Origin of the sequence: Sphingobacterium sp. 40-24 (assembly GCF_001899705.1) — a bacterium.
GTDB lineage: Bacteria > Bacteroidota > Bacteroidia > Sphingobacteriales > Sphingobacteriaceae > Sphingobacterium > Sphingobacterium multivorum.
The window spans coordinates 29,008-49,955 of the sequence record NZ_MKWH01000048.1; the positions used below are offsets into that span (position 1 = coordinate 29,008).

A 20,948-nucleotide genomic window follows, 5' to 3' on the forward strand; every position below is an offset into this window, starting at 1 on the left:
ATTATGAGTTTAGGATTTCGCGAAAAAGATCGAGGATGTCATCATTGGGTGCCTGGTTGCCGTTCTTGGATTTAAAATAATCGTTGAATAAGGTCGACATGTCTTGTGTAAGATTAATTTCTTTGGCTTCAAGCAGCTCTTGCTCATCTTGCTTAACGAGCGGAATGAGGTAGATTATTCCCGAATGGCTCTGATAGATTCGCTTGCGGTCCTCGGCTTTTAAGAAGGTCTCCGATTTCAGCGTGAGCTCCACCAATGCATTGGGGTTTTCAGACAACCAAGATATACACTGCTCAATATCGTCGAATGATTTTCGGACCAGCGGTTTGCCCTGAGTCAATGGAATGCGCTCGACAATTGCTTGTTCGCCGGCCGATACATTCACCAGCGCAACGTATTTAGTTTGCCCAGCCTCCGAAAAGCTATAACATAGGGGCGAAGATGCATAAATCACCGGTTTCTCAGCCGAACCGATATTTTTATAACCATGGAGATGCCCTAATGCCGTGTATTGGACCTGCGGCGGGATGGCCTCTGAATAGATTAAGTCTGCATTACCAATTTTGACCGGTTTTTCGCCATCTGGCTCCTCTAAAAGTGGACTGCCCAATTTATTCATGTAAAGATGTGCCGTCAATATATTGACGCCTTTATCATCGCAATAGGTATTGGCTATTTTTTGCCAATTTGCCGCTAACACTTCATTCAATTTACTTTCTTTCTCTTCGCCTAGATACTGTTTTAAGCGTATTTCATTGGCATAGGCTGTGTGAAGAATACGAATCGGGTCGTCAAATTGCGGCAAGCTTAATTCGATGAAGCCTGTATCTGACTGTAACACGGTGAAACCCTCTGTTGCGAAAGGAGTGACCACAGCATGAGGATGCCCGATTAAGATGATCCCCGACGCTCTTGCCAAAGGATCGGGCGCATCAATCAAATGAGGTGAATCGTGATTGCCTGCGATTGCTATTACAGGGCGCATGCCATTCTTTGTAAGACGCTTGATGGTTCGGTAAAATAACTCAATGGCTTCCACACCTGGATTGAAGGCATCGAACAGATCTCCTGCGATGATCACCAGATCCACGTTTTCCCGATCTGCGATATGAACGATTTCGTCCATGACCAGTACTTGTTCATCTATCCGGGAAAAACTGTCCAATCGTTTTCCTAAATGCCAATCGGCGGTATGCAATATTTTCATGTGAGAGCTTGGATATTTTGCGACAATGTTACAAACTAAGATAATTTTGGCATGAAATGCAATTATAATTGGATGGAATCTTTCAAATGATCAATTTGTGCTAATAAGGAATGAGGCCTTTCTTTTCTTTGAATGGCCATGTTCTCGAAATCGAAGTGTTAAAACATGTTAAATGCATACCATAAAAGTCATTTAATTGTATTTTTAGTGCTCCAAAATTAAGCTAAATAGTCATAGACAAGAAGTATGCGAAAAATTTACCTGTATATCTGTTTTTTCTTTATGCTGTTGATGCGCGTAAATGCGCAGGAGATACACGCTATAAAAGGGGAGACTGCTTATCCTTTTCTATTGAAAGATGCTGCACCGGATTCATTGGAATCTGAAAAGCAGCCTGTGTTTGTGTTTTTGCACGGAAGAAGTTTGTCCGGGACAAATTTAGACCGTGTAAAGCGTTACGGTGTATTGTATGCCATCAATAAAGGGCAGGATGTACCTGGGATAATTGTTGCACCACAGTCCCGGGGAGGATGGGATCCAGACAAAGTGATCGAAATTGTTGACTATGTTATTGAACATTACAATGCCGACCCCGACCGTATTTACGTTTGCGGCATGAGTATGGGAGGCTATGGCACAATGGATGTGGCTGGCAAATATCCTGAAAGGGTGGCTGCTGCCGTTGCTATATGTGGTGGTGGATCGAGTCAGTATGCATCTAACCTGACGCAGGTGCCGATATGGCTTCATCATGGTACTGCTGATCGTGCTGTGCCAATTTCGGAATCCCGAAAAATTATGAATGCGATAAAAAGAGAGGATCCGGAAGCAAATGTGAGCTTAAATGTAATAAAAGGGGGCACACACGGAAGCGTGGAACGACTGTTTCATGACGATGCAATTTACAATTGGATGTTGAAATTTAAGAAAAAGCATAAATCTTAGCTTAACGTGAATGCGAAGGTGCTCTGTCGGACAGTGATTTACAACATAAAAAAGCCTGATGAAATATTTCTATCAGGCTTTTTTGTTGTTAGCCTTCGTGATCAAAGGCAGACTGTCTTTTTTGAAATTGAGCCATTAATATATTAGGTTGATGGATCAAACGTGTTTTTGCGAGGTATTCGGAGTTGTCAGCGTAAATAAACAACAACGTTCCATCTTTGATTGTGTTAATGATTGGACCTGCAAACTCTCTTGGAACCGCGGGGCAGCCGTAGCTTTTGCCAAGTCTGCCTAAACTTGCTATTGTTCCTGTGCTACAGTAGTCGGCGCCATGCATCACAACATATCGTGCTTTTGCATTGTCATTTATCCCCTCTTCAAGACCATTTAAAACCAAAGAGTAGCCGTTCTCGCCATTGTAGGTGTTTTCTGTTGTAAAGAATCCTAAAGAACTTTTCAGTGATTCCCGTTGATTTGAAAAATTGACGGCATAGTTTTCACCGCTATTTTTTCCATGTGCGACCAGCGTGTTGAATAGTACTTTTTTGTGCGCAAGATCGAGTACCACAAGCCTCTTTTCCGTTGATGCCAATGAAAAATCGATGACGGTCATGATGTCCTTGTTGTGGATCGGAAGTTCTTTTCTGCCTTCCATTGCTTGACGAAACGCTTCGTATTTTAATACTTTGCCTAGATTCATTTCATCATACAATGAGTCAACTTCGGTATGTTGACGTTCGACATTGATACGATGAGTGCTGGTGGTTTGTTGATCTGTTGTTTTTAATTCTTCTTGTGAGGACAGTGCTGTATTAAGTGCCATCAAAAGAAACATAAACGTATTTCCCATTCTTCTCCCTTTTCTGTGTAGATGTTTACAAAATTAATGATTAAAGATAATACATATTTGATTTACAGAATGTTAAATATTGTTAATCAATAACAACAACCAGCGAAGCGAGGTCTTTTGACCGTTTATAGACAAATTGAGCGTGAGATGACGCATTTCTGACGCACATATGGGACTTGGGTATTGTGCCCAGACTCTCACTATATTCAATGATGCTGCCGTTGGGATTGTTAACTGGAACCCCATGTATATAGGCCCCGGCGGTAAATCGGGTAGCATAGGGGGCGAATCCGGCATAAGTTTTGGTACCGTCTTCATAGTAAAACATCTTGGATTTGTGTTCCTGGACCACAAAGAGGCCTGTCGGTGTTTCCTGGGCATGGGGAGGTTTGTGCCGGCCACTCGTCACGGGGTTCATGCTTCGGACAAGCCATTCGCTACCGACCTTCTCCAAGGTGCAGATATTTTGGTTCTTCACATCGACAACATTGATAATGTTGAACTGTACGGTATCGCTAATGATACGAAGATATCTTTTGGGTACGGTATATTTCCCTTCGAATGAAATACCCTCAATCGGAATCCGTGCGATGCTGTCGGGGCCTTGTACGCGAACGAGCCAGCCGTCCCGACCGTAACGAACGGCCTTCGCGCTGTTAAGAACGTAGAGGGGTGCCGCTTGATAGCGTTCGACATTGAAACTGTCGGACACGCGTTTATAAGAGTCCCGCTTATAATTCTGGATTGTTGGCGCTTCGCCCTTTTCATTTTGATAATTTTGTAGAACGCCGTACAGCGATGGAGACTGTTGAAAATTTTCGATAAAGGCCAGGCGTTCCTTGATTTTATCCCATTGAAAACCTCGCGTGGTATCTTTATAGGGATAACTGTCCTCCAGGGTGTATTTGTTGTAAAGCAGCTCTTTTTTTAGGATAATATCCTCAGCCGTAAATACTTTTTTCTTCTCAACCTGCTCTTTAGGAGGTGTAGGTTTTCGCTGTTCAGTTTGCTGATTGGTCTTTGTTGTGTTTTTCTTATCTTGCCGGCATCCCAGCAATAGAAACAACATGCTTAGTATGAAACAGGTTAATCTTCGATTCATATATGGATGTATAGATTATCGTTTTATACCTTAAACTTAGATAATTAGTTTATTATTTGCAATTTTATTGCAGTTGAAAGAAAAAGAATTACCGTTAAACCTTTAATATTCGTTTTGTGAACCCTAACAGATTTTCGAGGTTAGGACGTTCACTTGGTGTGAAATTTGGTTGTAAAGAGCTGTCTTGAATGCGGGGGATATATTTCTTTGATGATGGATAAAAAGTTAGTTTTGTGGTCTGAAATAATCAGTGTGAAATAAGTGATATGGACAAAATTGTTATTTGCTCGGGGGTGATGCTTGCCCCAGAAGGAGATTTGCTGATGGTTCGTAAAAAAGGTTCTAGCTATTTTCAGCTGCCCGGCGGGAAGGTAGCTCCGGAAGAAAGCCGTGAGGAGACCTTAATTCGCGAACTCAAGGAGGAGCTTCAGTATGACGTGGGCGGGATGGAAATACGGTTTATCGGAAGCCACAGTACGCAAGCCGTAAATGAGCTTAATACGGTTGTCGTGGGCTATATCTATTTAATTAAACTGGCAGAGCGTCATGCATTTGAGGCTTACGAAGAGCTGGACGAAGTGCTGTGGATCAGTAAAGCTAATTGGCAGAACTACCGATGGGCTCATTTGGCATCCGAGTTTGTTCTTCCGAAATGGCTTTCGGGTGATTTTGATCAGTAAATCGTATTGAGTAAACAAATTAAACCTTTGTTTGTTAGAGTTTTATAAAAACTAAAAATAAACGAAGATTATGGAAAATCAGCTTTTAAAAGGGGCGAAGGACTTTTTTGACGAAGAAGCGGTCGCTCAGATAGGGCAAGTTTTAAACCAGGATAAAGAGGGGGTGAAGCAGGGGTTGAATGCAACAATTCCCGCCTTGTTTTTAGGTTTAAGCCAACATTCCGATTCCGGTGGAATTTCGGCAATACTTGAAAAGGCCAAGCAGCATTTCGCGGATTTTGATCTCAAAGGACTTCTCGGCGGTGTGACAAACGCGGATGAGTCTGCAGGGGCTCGTGCGGTGGAAGGTGAGAATTCGGCTGGGCTACTGGGATCAATATTTGGTGGTGGCCTGGATACCGTTTTGAGTACCGTTGCCGGTTATTTGGGCTATGATGGTAGTTCCATTGGGAAATTAATGAATTTTTCTCTGCCAGCGATATTCTCCAGTTTAACAAATAAGGGACAAAATTGGGATTTTGAACGTATCGGTCATGTTTTGCAGGAAAATAAAACAGCTTTTGCTGCTGCTGTGCCAGCGGGTTTAGGTTTAGGTGCCTTTGGAAAGCTTTTCGATGGGGCGCATTTTTCTCCACCTGTGGAGTCGGTGACTGAACCTGCAGTTCCTGTTGATGTTGTCAAGGAGGTCGATAGTCATAAGTCAAGCTCCATTAATCCGGCAAATGAGTTGGAAGCACATAAAGAGCCTTTGTCATTGCCGAGAACAGGAGAGTCGCGGGCAGCGATAGCTGAAAACAGTTCCAGAAGCGGGTCCGGTGGCGGTTGGTGGAAGATTTTTATCGCCTTGGTTATATTGGCTCTACTCTGGTTTTTATTTGGAAAAGGCTGCAGTGGCAGTAAGCAAGACGGTGCTACCGACACCAGTGTGAACAGTGCAATGGTGGATTCAAGTACCATGAAAACAGGTTCCAGTTTAGTGGAGCGCGAGCAGACGGAGGTCATCTTGCCAGATGGTGTCAAACTTGCTGCATTTAAAGGCGGGATAGAAGATCAGTTGGTCCAATTTCTAAAATCCGATTATAAGTCGATCGGTGAGGATTCCCTGAAAAATACCTGGTTTGATTTCGATAACCTGAATTTCAAAACAGGTACAGCCGAGGTGTTGCCTGAAAGCCAGGTGCAACTGCGTAATCTTGCGGCGATATTAAAGGCTTTTCCTGCAGCCAATATTAAGATCGGTGGTTATACCGACAAAACAGGTAATGAGGATTTTAATAAAAAGTTATCGCTTGAGCGCGCAACAGCTGTAAAGGATTACCTGGGTAAAGAGCAGCTTTCCAAACAGGTAATCGGTGCAGAGGGGTACGGTTCACAGTTTGCCAAGTATAAGGCAGATGCGCCCGAATCCGATCGTATTATGGATCGGCATGTTTCGATAAGTGTACGGTAAGTGTTTTCTGCTGAACAATAACCTTGAACGATCCGATCGACAAGACTAAGTTTGAATTCCAAACTATGTTTTTTCTCATAAAAATGCCCCCAGAAAGTGTCTCGCTTTTGGGGGCATTGCAGTGTAACCTGCCCTTTTCTTTGGTGTAATGGAATGCTCTTTAGAAACTGTATACACAGGCCAATAGAAATTGTCCTGCAGATTTAGTTGGGCTTAAGTCGTTCTTGATGAATCGTTCGGTATTTCCTTTGTCAATTCTGATTTCGGGAATAAATTTGAATCCATGGTAATTGTATTCTGCTGTTAAGGTGGTTGCGAGGATATTGGAACTAGGGATTCCATTTTCTTCCTCTTTATGCGTTTGGAAAAACTCTTCGCGTAATCCTAGGCCAAAATTTTCTGAAAAATGAATTCTTGGATAAAGTGCTATTCCAGAGTAACCGCCACCATCTCTCTTTTTATAATTTGTAGCATTTAATCCAAGGAAAAATTTTGAGGTGAAGTCATAATTAGCAACGAGATCGACCAAGGTCCCGGAACTGTAATTGTTTTTACCGCCAGCGGACGATCCTGTCAGAAAATTGAGATAGAAGCTGCTTTTGTCATTGGGAGTATAGGCCAGTTGTGATCCGACATGGGAAACTCCGTTCATATCTTGATAGACGTTCCAGTCGTTAAATAGTCCGACCATTAAGGCTACTTTGTCTGAGAAACTATAGGTAGCTTTTAAACCTGCGTCTTGAAATGGGCCGGCGCCAAATAAATAGGAAGTTGAATAATGAAAGTTGTATGTGGGCGATATTACTTCAAAACCCACAAATGTTCCCATGAATCCTGCAGTAAGATTGAGCTTCTCGGTTAGATCATAGCCTACATATAAATTTTGGATGTGGAAACTGTTTTTGTCATCGCCGGCCTGGCCATCACCATTCATAATGGATCGATACTGCCCTCTGGGGCCAAAAGATAATTCTCCGACAAATGATGCTTTTTTAAACTTCTTTTTTACAGCCAAATCCACCATGCCAATAGACACAGAATTGTTGTCTTCCGTAAAATAGGTGTTGATGTTGGGTTTGTTTTGAAAATCATATTTCCAATAGGTGTCTACTGATCCGGATATTTCTATTCCTTTTTCTTTTGTTTCTTCTTGGCACGCGGCTGTTTTTATTAGAAATGTCGATAAAATGATGGTTGTTAGAAGTCTTTTCATGTTTTTTGGGGTTTAAGTTTGATTTGCTTGATGTTTTTAGGTGAAATTATCTTTGTTTTTCTTGTTTTGTTTGGTTTTTGGTTTAAAAATAAAGTGATTATTGTGGTTTTTGTATTTGTATTTGTGAAATTATGTAAAAAAAATCATAAAAAATAAAATAACATGGTATTTTTTTAATAAAAAGACTTTATATTTGAAAAAATTATAAGCGAAAGTAGGTTTTTGTTTTGTTCTTGTATTTTTTTAACAATTTTATTAATGTATTGAAAACACTAATCAGTTTAAACAAATGAAAAAAATTATTCCACTCATTGTTCTAGTTCTTTTGGGAGTATTAGGACTTGTATTTCCCTCGATTGACTTGTCTGACTTAAACAAGACAGAATTTGATACGGGAGATACGGCCTGGTTGTTGACTTCTTCTGCATTGGTGTTGATTATGACACCTGGACTTGCCTTTTTTTACGGCGGTATGGTTAGCAAGAAGAATGTAATTTCAACGATGATGCAAAGCTTTATATGTATGTGTTTAATGACAATCCTTTGGGTCATTGTTGGCTTTAGTTTAGCTTTCGGCGATGATATCGGTGGTATTGTGGGTGATCCGCGTACATTTTTTATGATGAAAGGTACATTAGGGAATGTTGCTTGGGGAGCGCTTCCCACTATACCTTTGGTTTTGTTTGCTATGTTTCAATTGAAGTTTGCGATTATCACACCGGCATTAATTACTGGGGCTTTTGCGGAACGTATTCGTTTCAATTCATTTATGCTATTTATTATCCTATTCAGTATTTTTATTTATATGCCATTGGCACATGCTACTTGGCATCCAGAAGGTATATTGGCAAAATTTGGTGTTCTTGATTTTGCCGGTGGTACAGTTGTGCACATGTCAGCTGGTTGGGCAGCGTTGGCAGCTGCTATTTATTTAAAAGGACGTAAGACGCAAAGTCATAACCCCGCACGTATAAGCTATGTGATATTGGGTACAGCACTCCTGTGGTTTGGCTGGTTTGGATTTAATGCCGGTTCTGCTGGTGGAGCAAATTCGTTGGCAGCATATGCTTTTGCGACCACAACTACAGCATCGGCCATGGCCGCCATGGCATGGATATTTGTTGATATCATACGTGGAAAAAAACCTTCAGCAATGGGGGCATGTATCGGTGCCGTTGTTGGTTTGGTTGCGATTACTCCAGCAGCTGGTTTTGTCAGTATTCCACATGCGATGATCATTGGTTTGGTTGGTGCTTTGGTTAGTAATCTGGTTGTATATCTGAGAAGCAAAACAAGTATAGACGATACGTTGGATGTGTTCCCTTGTCACGGGGTAGGCGGTATGGTTGGTATGGTACTTACCGGTGTGTTTGCTCACCATAATGTTAATCCACTTGTTGTGGACAATGGCCTATTTTTTGGCGAGACGAAATTGTTTTTTGTCCATATGGTCGCGTTATTTGCGGTGTCATTTTTTGCCTTCGTGGGTTCATTGGTACTATTGAAGATCACCGATCTTATCGCTCCATTGCGCGTCGAAGAAACAGATGAAGAGCTTGGCTTGGATGTTTCTCAACATGCAGAAGCATTGTAAACCATTCGTAGCATAACGCTTCATTTATCCCAAACAATCTACTGCTTCGCGGTACATTGTTTGGGATATTTTTTGCATTTTTGTCCAGCCAGGAGAAGAGTGTATGTTGTTATACACTATTTTCGGCAACTATGCCTCTAAAAAGATGTTCAATGACTACTGAGATTAAAGATACTTTGCGTTCTGATTTTGAAAAAATGATGCGTTATTGCCTCCAGAAAAATGGTGATTTCGGTTTTAACCTGTTTGGCGAATATGCTGTATCTGTATTAAATTTCTATGTCGGGAGTTCAATTTTGCCGCTTAACGAAAAACGTGAAGCTGCATTTTTCCTTACGAACCTTTACAATGCAGGTATCAGAAATGCAATTACCCCAGAGGATATTGAAGAAATAGCCGATGTGCTCTCGCAGGACAAGACGTTAAACTATCAGCTATTGGCCCCTATCTTTAACTAAGGTTTGATCTATACAGGATTAGTGCTTGGTCCACACCAGATCGCCTGTTTTATATCCACATTGGAGGGCATAGGTTAAAAATTCATTTCTTATTTTATCTGGAATTTCCCTTTCACGGCCCAAAATCCACATATAGTCGAGGTTGTCTCCAAAAATAAGTGCATATTTATAATCCGATGTTATTTTTACGATATTATAGCCACTGTAAAACGGTCCAAAGAACGACACTTTAAGTGCACCTTCATTGGGGCTGTTGACAAATTTAGCTTTTCCGATAGACTGTTTCCAGCGTTCTTTGTCTTCGGAGTAGCCTTGGTTATTGACACGTATTGTACCATTTTTATTTTTGCTGTATTCTGCCGAAACTTGACTTAAGCCTTTTTCCCAATAAAAATCGAGTCTAGCTATTTCATACCATTTTCCAAGGTATTTATCCAAGTCAAAAGGATCGACGACGTCAGGTCGCGAGATGACGGGCTTAAAGGCATTATAGGCCACAGCGCTAAGTGCGACGCCAGCTAACAGTAACAGTGATTTTTTCTTATCCATGTTCATCTTTCGAATATATATTGTTAAAACAACAATTTTGATACCAATAAGGTTTAGACATACCGCGCTATTTTGCTAATTTTGTTGACTAAAATTTGTATCGGTGTATTCAAGGGAAGAGATAAAACAATTAAAACAGTTATTCTGGACGAAGTTTGGCCAATTTATGGCTTTACATACTTCTGCAGATGGGGATAAGGTAAATTGGATCAACTACAAGACAGGCATTAAGCATTTATACTTCAAAATGGATGCGGATAACAAAGTGGCAACTGTTGCGATACAGTGGTCACAACCTGATGCTGGACTGAGGGCATTGATGGCAGAACAATTTTTTCAGTTTAAAGCGTTGTTGCAGGATCTTCTTGAAGAGGAGTGGATTTGGGACATGGACGGAACGGACGAATATGGGAAACCGATTTGTCGGATCTACACAAGCTTAACAGGTTACAGCGTTTTTAAAGAGACAGACTGGGCTGAGCTCATTTCTTTTTTTAAGCCTCGAATAATTGCGCTGGATGAGTTTTGGTCCTCAGCGAAGTATACCTTCGATATTTTCAAATAATTAACATTTAGTATAGTAAGATGAGTTATTACAGGTTTGATTCCGCTTTTCAACTCCAGTTTGTGAAGAGAATAGCGTTTTTTACAGGTAAGAACTTCGTCATCATTTAAAACAACAATCTAATGAAAAAAATGATTAAGGGTTTGCTGGCAATGGCAATGTGTTTTCAGCTTTCTTCGGTATTTGCGTGGGGTACAACAGGACATCGTGTCGTGGCCGAAATTGCGGAACGCCATTTGACAAAAAAAGCCAAAAAAAATATAGGGAAAATTATTGGAAAACAGAAACTGGCTTATTGGGCCAACTGGGGAGATTTTATTAAATCAGATCCCAATCCTGAATTTAAAAAACTGGGAAATTCCCATTTTATCAATTTAAACTCGAATTTACCCTGGGCTGATTTTCAATTGGGTTTGGAAAGTTCAGCCGACGAGAATCTTTATAAGACAGCGTTACGTATTGAGAAGTCGTTTGCAGATAAAACTCTTCCAATGGACCAGCAAAAGCAAAACCTCTATTTCTTGATCCATATTTTGGGCGATGCGCATCAACCCATGCACGTTAGCCGTGCTGAGGATCAAGGAGGCAATAAGATTGAAGTAAGCTGGTTTGGAAAAAAATCGAATATTCATCGTGTATGGGATAGCGATTTGGTTGATAATGAGAAGTATAGTTACACCGAGTTTGCAACTGTTTTAGATGTGAACAATAAAAAAGAGAATGCGCAGTTAGCGGCTGGAGAACTCTCGAATTGGTTGTATGAATCAAATCAATTAGCTGAAAAGATTTACGCTGACGTAGCTAATAACGCCAATTTATCGTACACTTATGTCTATCAAAACAAGGATATTATGGAGCAATGTATGCTCAAAGGTGGTTTACGCCTTGCCAAAGTGTTAAATCGGATTTTTGGTTAATGTAGCGGGGCTATCACTTCACACAAACAGGGCTATCCATTTTGGATAGCCCTGTTTGTGTCATGCCAGACATATTCCTTACAGTACCGTTTAAGTTATTCGCTTATCAAAGAAGCTGGCCTCACGGTTTGGATATCTTCCTAATTTAGGTCAGCCCGACGTTGCGATCAAATTGATTGTATGCTTTCAGTTAAACAATGTCCGTAGCTTAATTGTTTCCTGTGTATTAAATCGATTTCAATGACTATCCCACAATTATTTAAGAAAATTGTTCCCTTTGCCAAACCTTATCGTCAGCTGATTATTTATACGTTGCTATTAACGGTAGTGGGGTCTTTCGCGGCGCAAATAAACGCTTTTATTTTACGTTATACCGTCGATCAAATTAATGAGCTGATGGTCGCCAAGGAGCCTTTATCGAAGGGCATGTATCTTGTTGGTATAATCAGTGTTATTTTACTAATTAAAGAAATTGTCTACGCTTTTGTGCAATTTGGTCAGAAATTTTACGGGGAGAAACTTCGCATTTATATCGCACGTGACTTTTCTCAATCCATTGTAAACCGCATTTTAACCTATAAGTTAGCCTTCTATACCTCAAGCGACAATGAAAGTGGAAAATTGGCTACCCGGATAGATGCCGGGATCAGTTCGTTGACACGTCTGGTCCAAAATTTCTTTATTGATATTCTACCTTTGTTTGCCAATGCAATCATTGCATTAATCTGTATGTTCTACGCTAATGTATACGTAGGTCTAGTGGGATTGGCTGTTATTCCCTTGTATCTTTATATTAGTCAGACCCAAGCCTCCAGATTGACGGGCTTTAGGAGGCAGATGCGCAAATACCGGGAGTCGAAAAATAATCGGATCATTAGTTTGATCGATTCAATTTTGGTAATTAAGTCTTTCGTTCGAGAGCCAGAAGAAGCGAAACGTCATGAAAAGATTCAATATGAAATGACTGAGAATCAAATGGAAACTCGAAAAACAAGTTTTTTTTACGATAGCATTAAAAATTTCGTAGAACAGATTGCCGTTGTCATAATTATTGTTTTAACGGCCTATCTTGTTCTCTCGGGCCAAATTACCATTGGTGCGATTATGTTTCATATTATGTTATTTAATAACGTTTCGGCACCGATTCGTCAGCTGCACCGGATTTATGATGAAGTAAACGATGCCCTGGTCTATTCGGAATCTTTCTTTGAAATTTTGGAATCTGACGAGTATATAGAATCAAAGGGAGATTATAAGCCGGCACAGATAAAAGGACATTTGGCGTTACGGAATGTATTTTTTGAATATCCGAATGGGACGGTTGCTTTAAAGGATGTAAATTTTGAGATCAAGCCAAATGAAATTACGGCATTAGTGGGGCTGAGTGGAGCCGGGAAAAGTACGATTATCAACTTATTGGATAAATTTTATGAACCCACCAGTGGGCAAATTTTTTTGGATGGGGTAGACTTGGCAAAATACGATACAGCGTTTCTCCGTCGACATATCGGTATGGTATTGCAACGGAATCATATTTTTAAAGGAACTATCTTTGAAAATATTGAATATGGTAAAATGGGAAGTTCCAGGGAAGAGATCATTGAAGCGGCCAAAAAGGCCTATATCCATGAGCAGATTATGGATTTGCCCAAAGGTTACGATTCAGATGCGCAATCGCTGTCAGGGGGGCAGCAGCAGCGGATCGCTATAGCTCGTTTGTTTTTAAAAAATCCACCGATTATTTTTCTCGACGAGCCTACGGCTAATTTGGACGCCATTGCGACCGAACAGATTAAAAATAGTTTGGATGCCATAAAGAAAGACCGTACAGTAATTATCGTTTCCCACAGTATCTCCCAGATCATCGATTCCAATGCTATTGTGGTCATGGAAAAGGGGATGGTGGTGGAGAAAGGACAACATGAAGATCTATACACACATAAAGGAACCTATTATGATATTTTCTCGGCAATGGCCAACAGCTTAAACCTGAGTAAAATAAGCAGAACATTACAAGCAGATAAAAGATAGGGGATTATTAACTTGTGCGACTATGGAGTATCATGCCAATGACCACCAATACAATACCCATACAGGAATATACATTTGGAAGTGCCGCCTGCAAGATGAGAATTTCGCCTAGCAGCGTAAAAATAACTTCCATGGCCTGTGTTGCCTCTACAGCTGCTAAGGCTTTATGATCGTGATGAACGAAATCAGTAGCTGAGAAAAATAAAAGTGTTGCAATCACCCCCGAACAAATGGCCACTAAAAAGGTTTGGAAGAGCTGGCTATCAGTTGGTAAACCATGATCAGAATAGCCAAATAGACTCAGGATAATCCAAAATGGCATACTACAGAGCGTCATCCCGAGCGTGCGTTGAAAAGCATCTAACCTATTATTTGATATTTTCATCATTTTACGGTTACCTAAGGGATAGGCAATGGCACCGATCAATACAGGGATGGTTCCCAATAACATGCTGTTTAAGGAGGTTGACTGGGCTTCTGAAATTTGCATCAAAAGAATACCTAAAAAAATTAGAATGGAGAAGAGGAGTGAAGCTTTTGATATGCTTTTTCGCTGACCTTTCTTTTCGAGCAACGGACCAATAAACATGCCGGCTATAATGGTGAATTCGAAAGTGCTGGCCACGAGCCAAGATGGGCCATAATTTGCGCCATAGGTAAGCGCCGCATAGAACAGTCCGAATCCGATGGTACTCCAAAGAAGCCATTGCCAAAGGTTGGATCTGATTTCTTTAAGTAAATCGATGAGGTTTCCTCTTATGGCAACAATGATAAGTAAGACTGGGAGCATCCAAATAAACCGTAAGGAGGCTGTCCATTGCCAGCTTCCACCGGACACGGCCATAATGCGGTTTAGAACGAAGGTACTGGCAAAAAATAAGGCGGCTAGCGTTCCTAAAAAAAGTGCATTTTTTTTATTCTTTTTTATTGTAAATTGGATTGGCATAAATAAGTGGAATGCGATGTATACTTAACTTTGTGAAAGTAAGCAAATGTCCGTTTAAATGAAAATGAAACAAAAACTAATTGATTTTTATCGCGATTTTCTCATTTAAAATTCCTTATTTTGCCTAATCAATAAAACAAGTAGTAAGAAAATTAATCAAGATGATTATACAACCAAGAACTAGAGGTTTTATTTGTTTAACCTCGCATCCACAAGGGGCTGCGCAAAACATTAAAAATCAAATTGAATACGTGAAATCCAAAGGTGAGATCGCGAATGGTCCAAAGAAAGTATTGGTAATCGGTGCTTCTACTGGATTTGGTATTGCATCTCGGATTTCTGCAGCATTTGGTTCTGGAGCTGCTACAATCGGTGTATTTTTTGAAAAACCTGCGGCAGAAGGCAAGCCCGGGACTGCCGGATGGTACAATTCCGCAGCTTTTGAGAAAGAAGCCCATGAGGCGGGATTATATGCCAAAAGTATCAATGGCGACGCTTTTTCGGACGAAGTGAAAAAACAAACTATTGAACTTATTAAAAAGGATCTGGGACAGGTTGATTTAGTGGTTTACAGTTTGGCATCACCACGCCGTACGCATCCAAAAACGGGGGTAGCACATGCTTCTGTTTTGAAACCGATACAAGAACCATTTACCAACAAAACGGTAGATTTCCATACGGGTGTAATTTCAGATATTACCATTCAGCCTGTTGAAAATGAAGATGATATTGCGAATACTGTAGCTGTTATGGGTGGAGAAGACTGGAAGTTTTGGATCGAAGATCTTAAAGCTGCTGGTGTGTTAGCTGATGGAGCGAAAACAGTTGCCTATTCTTACATAGGTCCTGAACTTACTTATCCAATTTACCGTAATGGTACGATTGGTCGTGCGAAGGATGATTTAGAAGGAACAGTGCCTGCCATAAACGCGATTTTGAGCGATATTAATGGTGTATCTTATGTATCGGTGAATAAAGCTTTGGTTACGCAATCAAGCTCAGCTATTCCTGTTGTTCCTTTATACATTTCTTTATTGTACAAAGTCATGAAAGAAAAAGGAATTCACGAGGGTACAATTGAACAAATGCAACGTTTGTTTGCCGAGCGACTTTATACTGCTGACGGCAAAGTATTGCTTGATGAAAAAGGTCGTATCCGTGTTGATGACTTAGAAATGCGTGAAGATGTTCAGGCTGAAGTTGCAGCATTGTGGGAGAAAGCAACAACTGAAAATTTAGCGGAAATTTCAGATATTGAAGGTTATCGTAACGAGTTTTTCAATTTGTTCGGTTTCAATTTTGAGGGTATCGATTACAATGCTGATACCAATGAAGTTGTTGGCGTACCTAGTATTGAGGGTTAAATTTAACGAATATATCTACAAAAAGAGCGGTGAATGTTTAAACATTCACCGCTCTTTTTGTAGGTATATCTTTGATACGATGTATGGATTTAGTGGAGACTATGGTGTCAGCTCCCGCTTTTTTTGATAGAGTAGGTTTCCAACAACGGCAAAACCAATGCAGACCATCATGGTACTAAATGGGTATATCGCTGTCATCCCCCTATTATTGGCCAAAAAGCCAATTAATGGACCTGTGATGCCAAGTGAAATATCAATAAATAGCCCATAAGCAGCCAGAGCAGAGCCTTGTTGACTTTGGTCTACCCGTTTAATGGCTTCGACACCAAGCGCAGGAAATACCAATGAGAAGCCAAAACCCGTTAACGCAGCGCCCAATAGGGTCCATAAGGGATCAATTGCCACGGCGATAACCGCGAGGCCTACTGTTTCAACGAAAAGACTAACTAAGGCAACCTTGAGCCCACCATATTGGTCAATAACCTTATTGAAAATTAGTCGTGTTAAAATGAAAAATACGCCAAATAAAGTTAAGCATGCTGCCCCATTTTCCCAATTGAAATGTTCATAGTAAAGCGTCATAAAAGTGGAGATACTGCCAAACCCCAGACCACCTAAAGCAAGACAAATTCCAAAGGGAGCTACTAAAATCAATACGCGTCTAAAACTCACTTTTTCAGCCTTTTTACCTGCCACTTGATAGGGTGTTTTTGCGCGGCAATAAAAATAGCCGAGCAGACCAATAGCACTGGTCAATAGAGCCAAAGCTTCATAATTGATATGATCCACCAGCAACACACCCAAGGGCGCACCAATAGCCAATGCACCATAGCTGGCTATTCCGTTGAAAGAGATCGCTTTTGCGACATGTTCGTCGCCGAGCTCCATTAATGCCCAATTTATAGGGCTCGCACCCACTAGACCCTCTCCAATTCCAGTAAACAAGCGGGTAATAAGTAGGAGACCCAAACTGAGCAGAGGCTGAGACCGGAATAAAAAAACAAGCAGTAAAAGGAGTCCCGATAATGCAAAAAATAACATGCTGCGCAGAACGGAAATCTTGGGGCCCTTGGTGTCCACAATTTTTCCTGCATAACCACGTAGTAGGAAAGTAGCGATATATTGAACGCTAATAACCAGTCCCGCAATAATTGTATTAAATCCTAAAGTTTGATGAATAAAGATGGGGAGGGTAGCAAGCGATAGGCCGATTGTGAGGTAACCAAGGAAAGTTAAAGAGACGTAGCCTAAAATCTTTTGATTGACCTCCCGAAGAGAAACTGTCATTATAAAAATTTTAGGCGAAATTACGTCTTTATGCTTGTTTTAAGAAATAAAATCAATAAACAACTGTCTCTTTAATATCACAATTTTTCTCGAGCCATTCTTGGTCAAATTGTTTTGGTGAAATTCTTTTGCCTTGATAGATATAGTAAACTTTTTCAGATTCACCCTTTACTGGGGGACCAGGTATTTTATTGACAATCTTCTCTTCAGGACAGTCCTGTATCAAAGCCTGTTCTTTGACTTGACGAGTTTTACATGAATTGAAGGCGATAACAAGGATGAAAAGGTACAATAATTTATTCATGAGTTTAGTTTTAATACAATTGTTAACGTAAGCGCTGTTCAAAATGCGACATCAATTATTCAATAATGTACAACTTTTTGATCGACTGTTTGTTCTATAAAAGATACCTGAAAGGCTAGAATCGCGACAGGAGAAATTAACGTTAGAAAAATTAAATAATTAGCATAGAAAACATGAGAAGAAAAGCAACAGCCCAATGGAATGGCAATCTGAAAGAAGGAAAAGGTAGCCTGACCACAGACAGTACAGCGTTGGATCATACGCAATACTCATTTTCGACACGGTTTGAAAATGGTGTGGGGACAAACCCCGAAGAATTATTGGCAGCAGCACATGCAGGATGCTTCACCATGCAATTGAGCGCTTTTCTTTCTGAAGCCGGTTTTGTCCCGGAAGAATTAATCACCGTGTCGACAATCGTGTTCGAGAATGGTTCAATTGTGCGATCTGAACTTGAACTGCAAGGAAAGGTGCCAACGATAAGCGAAACTGAGTTTCAAACAATAGCGCATAAAGCGAAGGAAAACTGTCCGGTGAGTAAGGCATTCAGTTTCGAGAAAACCTTAGATGCAAAGTTACTTTGATAAAGGCGTTCTATCGAACAAAAACTTGGTCTTTTTTCGTTAAAAGGAGAAAAAGCTGTTATTTTTGAGGCTAACATAAATAATTAGCAATATTGAATTTTAATCCATTGAGTTTTGGTTCAGAGAAAGAAAAATAAGTTAAGTTCAGTAGCGCTTGCGGAAAAGAATCTGGAAGCTGGAAAGGTATTTTTGGAAAAGTATGCCCAGCAAGAAGGAGTAGTCGTATGCGCATCGGGTTTGCATTATAAGGTATTAACAAAGGGGGCGGGGCAAATTCCCAAGAAGTCGGCTAAAGTTATCTGCCATTATAAAGGCGAGCTTCTAGACGGAACTGTATTCGATAGTTCGTATAAGCGGAAGCGCCCCGAAACGTTTTATATTAATGAACTCATCGTGGGTTGGCAAGAAGCGATTTCAATGATGCCGGTTGGATCAATCTGGGAGGTGTGCCTTCCACCAAAACTGGCTTATGGAAAGGAAGAGTTGTTACCTCGAAAAGGAGGAGAATGTACGTTGATATTTCAGATTGAGTTAATTGCGATTTTAGCTTAACCCTAAAAAACTTCCATAAAAAAGCCCGCGTCATCAGATGCGGGCTTTTTTATGGAAGTTTATTTTTTACTCTACTTCTTTGATCTTAGCATTGATTTCGGCCGTTTTAGCTTCGTCTTGCATAAAAATATAGTAGTTCTTTAAATTCGTTAAAGCATCTACATTTTTTGGTTGCAAAGAAACTGCTTTCTCTAAGTAAGGAAGCACTGGCTTTAATTCTGCTTTAATCTTATTTAATTCTGCATCATATTGCGCTTGCGTCAATTTTCTGTTATTATTAACAACATTTAATTTTTCACGTGTTTTGTTCATTAACGTGATTGCTAAATTTGTATTTGCCTCAAAAAAGTTAGGATCAATCTCCAATGCTTTTTTGTATGCTGCAACTGCTGCGTCTTCGTTTTTCGCTGAAGATTGGGCTATGCCTAGGTAATAATTTAAGCTTTTATTGTTTGGATCTTTTGCTAATTGTGCAGTGATAGCATCAATTGTTTCTTTTTCGTGGCCTGTAATCAGATTCAATTCGATGTTTTGAGTCATCGCCGCATTGTCATCTGGATAAGCTTCAGCGGCTTTTTTTGCATATTCAAGTGCTGAAGTTGTATCTTGCATAGAGAGGTACAATTTCGGTAGATCGACCATAATCGTTTTATGCGAAGAGAAATCTTTTCTTGGAATTAGTTCTTTATAACGTTCCACAGCATTCTTATAATCCTTATTTGATAGCGCTGCAACACCGCTGTAATAAGTAACTAATGTATCTCCAGGAAGATAGGTCAACGCTTTTGTAAAAGAGCTGTACGATTCAGCATATTTTTGTGCTTGATATGCTTCTGCTCCCAAATTGAAATTATATTGTCCCAGAATTTGTTCTGCAACAGTAATATTCGCTTTATTCGCACCGTCTGTATCCAGCTGTTTTGCTTTCGCAATTCCGTCCTCAGCCAATTTCGCTAATTCAGATGACTTATCTATTGTTGATAGGTTTGCATTTACCAATGCATATACCGTCCACGCTTCCGCATTATCTTTTGTTTTGTCATTGACAACAGCTGCGTCAATAGCTTCTTTCGCCGATTTCAAATTAGGAATACCCAATTGAACCGTACCAGCGTCTTTCAATTCTTGGAATTTCGCTAGGGCAGATTTTGCCTTTTTAACATTGCCCGTCTGCGCAAAAGAAACTGAGGTAGATACAGTACCTATTGCTGCTAATAATAATAGAGATTTTAAATTCATATCTATTTAACTGTTAATTGATTCAATAATAAATTCACTCTGTCTAATTGAGATGCGTCATCAATAAGCTTATAATATTTAGCCAAAGCTTTAAGCGCATTGACATCATAAGGCTTAATCTCATTTGCCTTCAACAGATACTCGATGGTCAACTCTTGTATATCCTGGTTGGAAGGCTCCTTTAATAAAGTCTCCAGATTGATTAACCCTAATGCAAGATTAGATTCATAATTATTCGGATCCAATCGCAATACATTATTATAATATTCTTTCGCCCGTTTTATATCATTGGCATTTTCGTAAGAATAGCCTGCAATATAGTTCAGTTCGACATTTTCAGGTTCTAGACGGATAGCATCAGCAATGACATTTAAGATAGCGTCATAAGAATTATTGGCCGAATACACATCAATTAATCTAAAAAGTATCTGTTTATTTTCAGGAAATATAGCATGTCCTTTTTCAAGAACGTTCAAGACATCCTGTTTAGTACCTCCGAGCGAATAAATCTGCGCTAATTCAAGAAAGTAATTAGGCTTTGGATGTTCACTTTTAATGAGTTCATCATAATATTTGATTGAATTCATATAATCTTTATTCTTGCCGGAGAGTACCGCCAGATTATATTTGAGATCATTATTTTTGAAACCAAGTGAATCTATTCGAAGGTAAGCTTTATAAGCTTTGTCAAATTTGCCATCTTTTAAAGCCAACGCTCCCTGATAGGATATGGCTCCAGCAAGATTTTGACGAATGTAGTCCATTTCCGCAGGAAAGTTTCGACGTGCTTTTTTTTGATCCAGAAGCTTAAGTGATTTGATGGATACGTCGATAGGATCCATTTTATAGGGCTGCTTCCTTGTTGAATCTGCAACTGCCAAGGAGCTATATACCAATGCCCTTAAAAGGTTATTATTGACAGAAGCCGAATCTTTCTTTGATTGGAAGGCGGCGTCTGCAAACTTTCGCGCATTTTCAAGATTTTTAAATTCGCCAGTTTTGGTATATAAAGCAAAACTGTTGCTGCCCTCCTTTAAATTGGATTGGGCAACAACAGTTAAACTACTTGCAGATATTAACAATGATATCAGTAAGTTTTTCATTAGACTAT

The 20,948-nt window shown here is 40.0% G+C and carries 21 protein-coding genes; 11 read left to right on the forward strand and 10 right to left on the reverse strand.

Features of this window, described 5'->3' with window-relative positions; translation table 11 throughout:
• Position 1: 1 nt before the first annotated feature.
• A complete protein-coding gene (locus tag BGP15_RS18415) occupies positions 2–1,207 on the reverse strand; it encodes a metallophosphoesterase family protein (RefSeq protein WP_286752003.1) in 1,206 nt (401 codons plus the stop codon).
• Positions 1,208–1,453: 246 nt separating this feature from the next.
• Between BGP15_RS18415 and BGP15_RS18420 the strand changes: the two genes are divergently transcribed.
• The gene (locus BGP15_RS18420) at positions 1,454–2,152 is read left to right on the forward strand and encodes a carboxylesterase family protein (protein WP_053003619.1); all 699 of its coding nucleotides are present in this window, start codon (positions 1,454–1,456) and stop codon (positions 2,150–2,152) included.
• A gap of 88 nt (positions 2,153–2,240) precedes the next feature.
• On the opposite strand, the gene BGP15_RS18425 is transcribed toward BGP15_RS18420, so the two are convergent.
• Positions 2,241–3,002, reverse strand: a complete 762-nt coding sequence (locus BGP15_RS18425; protein ID WP_286770442.1) for a murein L,D-transpeptidase catalytic domain family protein — start codon at positions 3,000–3,002, stop codon at positions 2,241–2,243.
• A gap of 82 nt (positions 3,003–3,084) precedes the next feature.
• A complete protein-coding gene (locus BGP15_RS18430; RefSeq protein WP_286770443.1) occupies positions 3,085–4,104 on the reverse strand; it encodes a L,D-transpeptidase in 1,020 nt (339 codons plus the stop codon).
• A 266-nt stretch (positions 4,105–4,370) separates the two neighbouring features.
• Between BGP15_RS18430 and BGP15_RS18435 the strand changes: the two genes are divergently transcribed.
• Both BGP15_RS18435 and BGP15_RS18440 read left to right on the forward strand, forming a co-directional pair.
• Positions 4,371–4,784, forward strand: coding sequence for an NUDIX hydrolase (locus BGP15_RS18435; RefSeq protein ID WP_053003618.1), 414 nt, complete (start codon positions 4,371–4,373; stop codon positions 4,782–4,784).
• 70 nt (positions 4,785–4,854) lie between these two features.
• On the forward strand, positions 4,855–6,234 hold the full coding sequence (locus BGP15_RS18440) for an OmpA family protein (RefSeq protein ID WP_286770444.1): 1,380 nt from the start codon (positions 4,855–4,857) through the stop codon (positions 6,232–6,234).
• Positions 6,235–6,394: 160 nt separating this feature from the next.
• Here the strand turns inward: BGP15_RS18440 and BGP15_RS18445 are convergent, their stop codons facing one another.
• On the reverse strand, positions 6,395–7,447 hold the full coding sequence (locus BGP15_RS18445; RefSeq protein ID WP_286770445.1) for an outer membrane beta-barrel protein: 1,053 nt from the start codon (positions 7,445–7,447) through the stop codon (positions 6,395–6,397).
• Positions 7,448–7,736: 289 nt separating this feature from the next.
• On the opposite strand from BGP15_RS18445, the gene BGP15_RS18450 reads away from it, so the two are divergent.
• Positions 7,737–9,041, forward strand: a complete 1,305-nt coding sequence (locus BGP15_RS18450; RefSeq protein WP_046673579.1) for an ammonium transporter — start codon at positions 7,737–7,739, stop codon at positions 9,039–9,041.
• Between the two features lie 152 nt (positions 9,042–9,193).
• On the forward strand, positions 9,194–9,499 hold the full coding sequence (locus BGP15_RS18455) for a hypothetical protein (RefSeq protein ID WP_046673578.1): 306 nt from the start codon (positions 9,194–9,196) through the stop codon (positions 9,497–9,499).
• Positions 9,500–9,517: 18 nt separating this feature from the next.
• Here BGP15_RS18455 and BGP15_RS18460 read toward each other — a convergent pair whose 3' ends face one another.
• On the reverse strand, positions 9,518–10,048 hold the full coding sequence (locus tag BGP15_RS18460; RefSeq protein ID WP_070569098.1) for a lipocalin family protein: 531 nt from the start codon (positions 10,046–10,048) through the stop codon (positions 9,518–9,520).
• Between the two features lie 103 nt (positions 10,049–10,151).
• On the opposite strand from BGP15_RS18460, the gene BGP15_RS18465 reads away from it, so the two are divergent.
• From BGP15_RS18465 to BGP15_RS18475, 3 genes are all read left to right on the forward strand, one after another.
• Positions 10,152–10,613: a DUF4268 domain-containing protein gene (locus BGP15_RS18465; RefSeq protein WP_070568910.1), complete on the forward strand. Its 462-nt coding sequence runs from the start codon at positions 10,152–10,154 to the stop codon at positions 10,611–10,613.
• Positions 10,614–10,735: 122 nt separating this feature from the next.
• The gene (locus BGP15_RS18470) at positions 10,736–11,530 is read left to right on the forward strand and encodes a S1/P1 nuclease (RefSeq protein ID WP_070568908.1); all 795 of its coding nucleotides are present in this window, start codon (positions 10,736–10,738) and stop codon (positions 11,528–11,530) included.
• Positions 11,531–11,770: 240 nt separating this feature from the next.
• Positions 11,771–13,561, forward strand: a complete 1,791-nt coding sequence (locus tag BGP15_RS18475) for an ABC transporter ATP-binding protein (protein ID WP_286770446.1) — start codon at positions 11,771–11,773, stop codon at positions 13,559–13,561.
• Between the two features lie 7 nt (positions 13,562–13,568).
• Here the strand turns inward: BGP15_RS18475 and BGP15_RS18480 are convergent, their stop codons facing one another.
• Positions 13,569–14,507 (reverse strand): DMT family transporter, encoded by a 939-nt coding sequence (locus BGP15_RS18480; RefSeq protein ID WP_286770447.1) that lies wholly within the window; start codon positions 14,505–14,507, stop codon positions 13,569–13,571.
• A 161-nt stretch (positions 14,508–14,668) separates the two neighbouring features.
• On the opposite strand from BGP15_RS18480, the gene fabV reads away from it, so the two are divergent.
• On the forward strand, positions 14,669–15,871 hold the full coding sequence (gene fabV / locus BGP15_RS18485; RefSeq protein ID WP_286770448.1) for an enoyl-ACP reductase FabV: 1,203 nt from the start codon (positions 14,669–14,671) through the stop codon (positions 15,869–15,871).
• A gap of 99 nt (positions 15,872–15,970) precedes the next feature.
• Here the strand turns inward: fabV and BGP15_RS18490 are convergent, their stop codons facing one another.
• On the reverse strand, positions 15,971–17,158 hold the full coding sequence (locus BGP15_RS18490) for an MFS transporter (protein WP_286770449.1): 1,188 nt from the start codon (positions 17,156–17,158) through the stop codon (positions 15,971–15,973).
• A 52-nt stretch (positions 17,159–17,210) separates the two neighbouring features.
• The gene (locus BGP15_RS18495; RefSeq protein ID WP_046673571.1) at positions 17,211–17,462 is read right to left on the reverse strand and encodes a hypothetical protein; all 252 of its coding nucleotides are present in this window, start codon (positions 17,460–17,462) and stop codon (positions 17,211–17,213) included.
• Between the two features lie 173 nt (positions 17,463–17,635).
• On the opposite strand from BGP15_RS18495, the gene BGP15_RS18500 reads away from it, so the two are divergent.
• Complete coding sequence (locus tag BGP15_RS18500; RefSeq protein ID WP_070568887.1) at positions 17,636–18,046, forward strand: OsmC family protein; 411 nt, start codon at positions 17,636–17,638, stop codon at positions 18,044–18,046.
• Between the two features lie 114 nt (positions 18,047–18,160).
• Positions 18,161–18,598: an FKBP-type peptidyl-prolyl cis-trans isomerase gene (locus BGP15_RS18505; RefSeq protein WP_286770450.1), complete on the forward strand. Its 438-nt coding sequence runs from the start codon at positions 18,161–18,163 to the stop codon at positions 18,596–18,598.
• A gap of 66 nt (positions 18,599–18,664) precedes the next feature.
• Here the strand turns inward: BGP15_RS18505 and BGP15_RS18510 are convergent, their stop codons facing one another.
• On the reverse strand, positions 18,665–19,837 hold the full coding sequence (locus tag BGP15_RS18510; RefSeq protein ID WP_112376491.1) for a tetratricopeptide repeat protein: 1,173 nt from the start codon (positions 19,835–19,837) through the stop codon (positions 18,665–18,667).
• A gap of 2 nt (positions 19,838–19,839) precedes the next feature.
• Positions 19,840–20,940 carry a tetratricopeptide repeat protein gene (locus BGP15_RS18515; protein WP_070568880.1) on the reverse strand — a complete coding sequence of 367 codons (1,101 nt, stop codon included), beginning with the start codon at positions 20,938–20,940 and terminating at the stop codon, positions 19,840–19,842.
• Positions 20,941–20,948 lie beyond the last annotated feature (8 nt).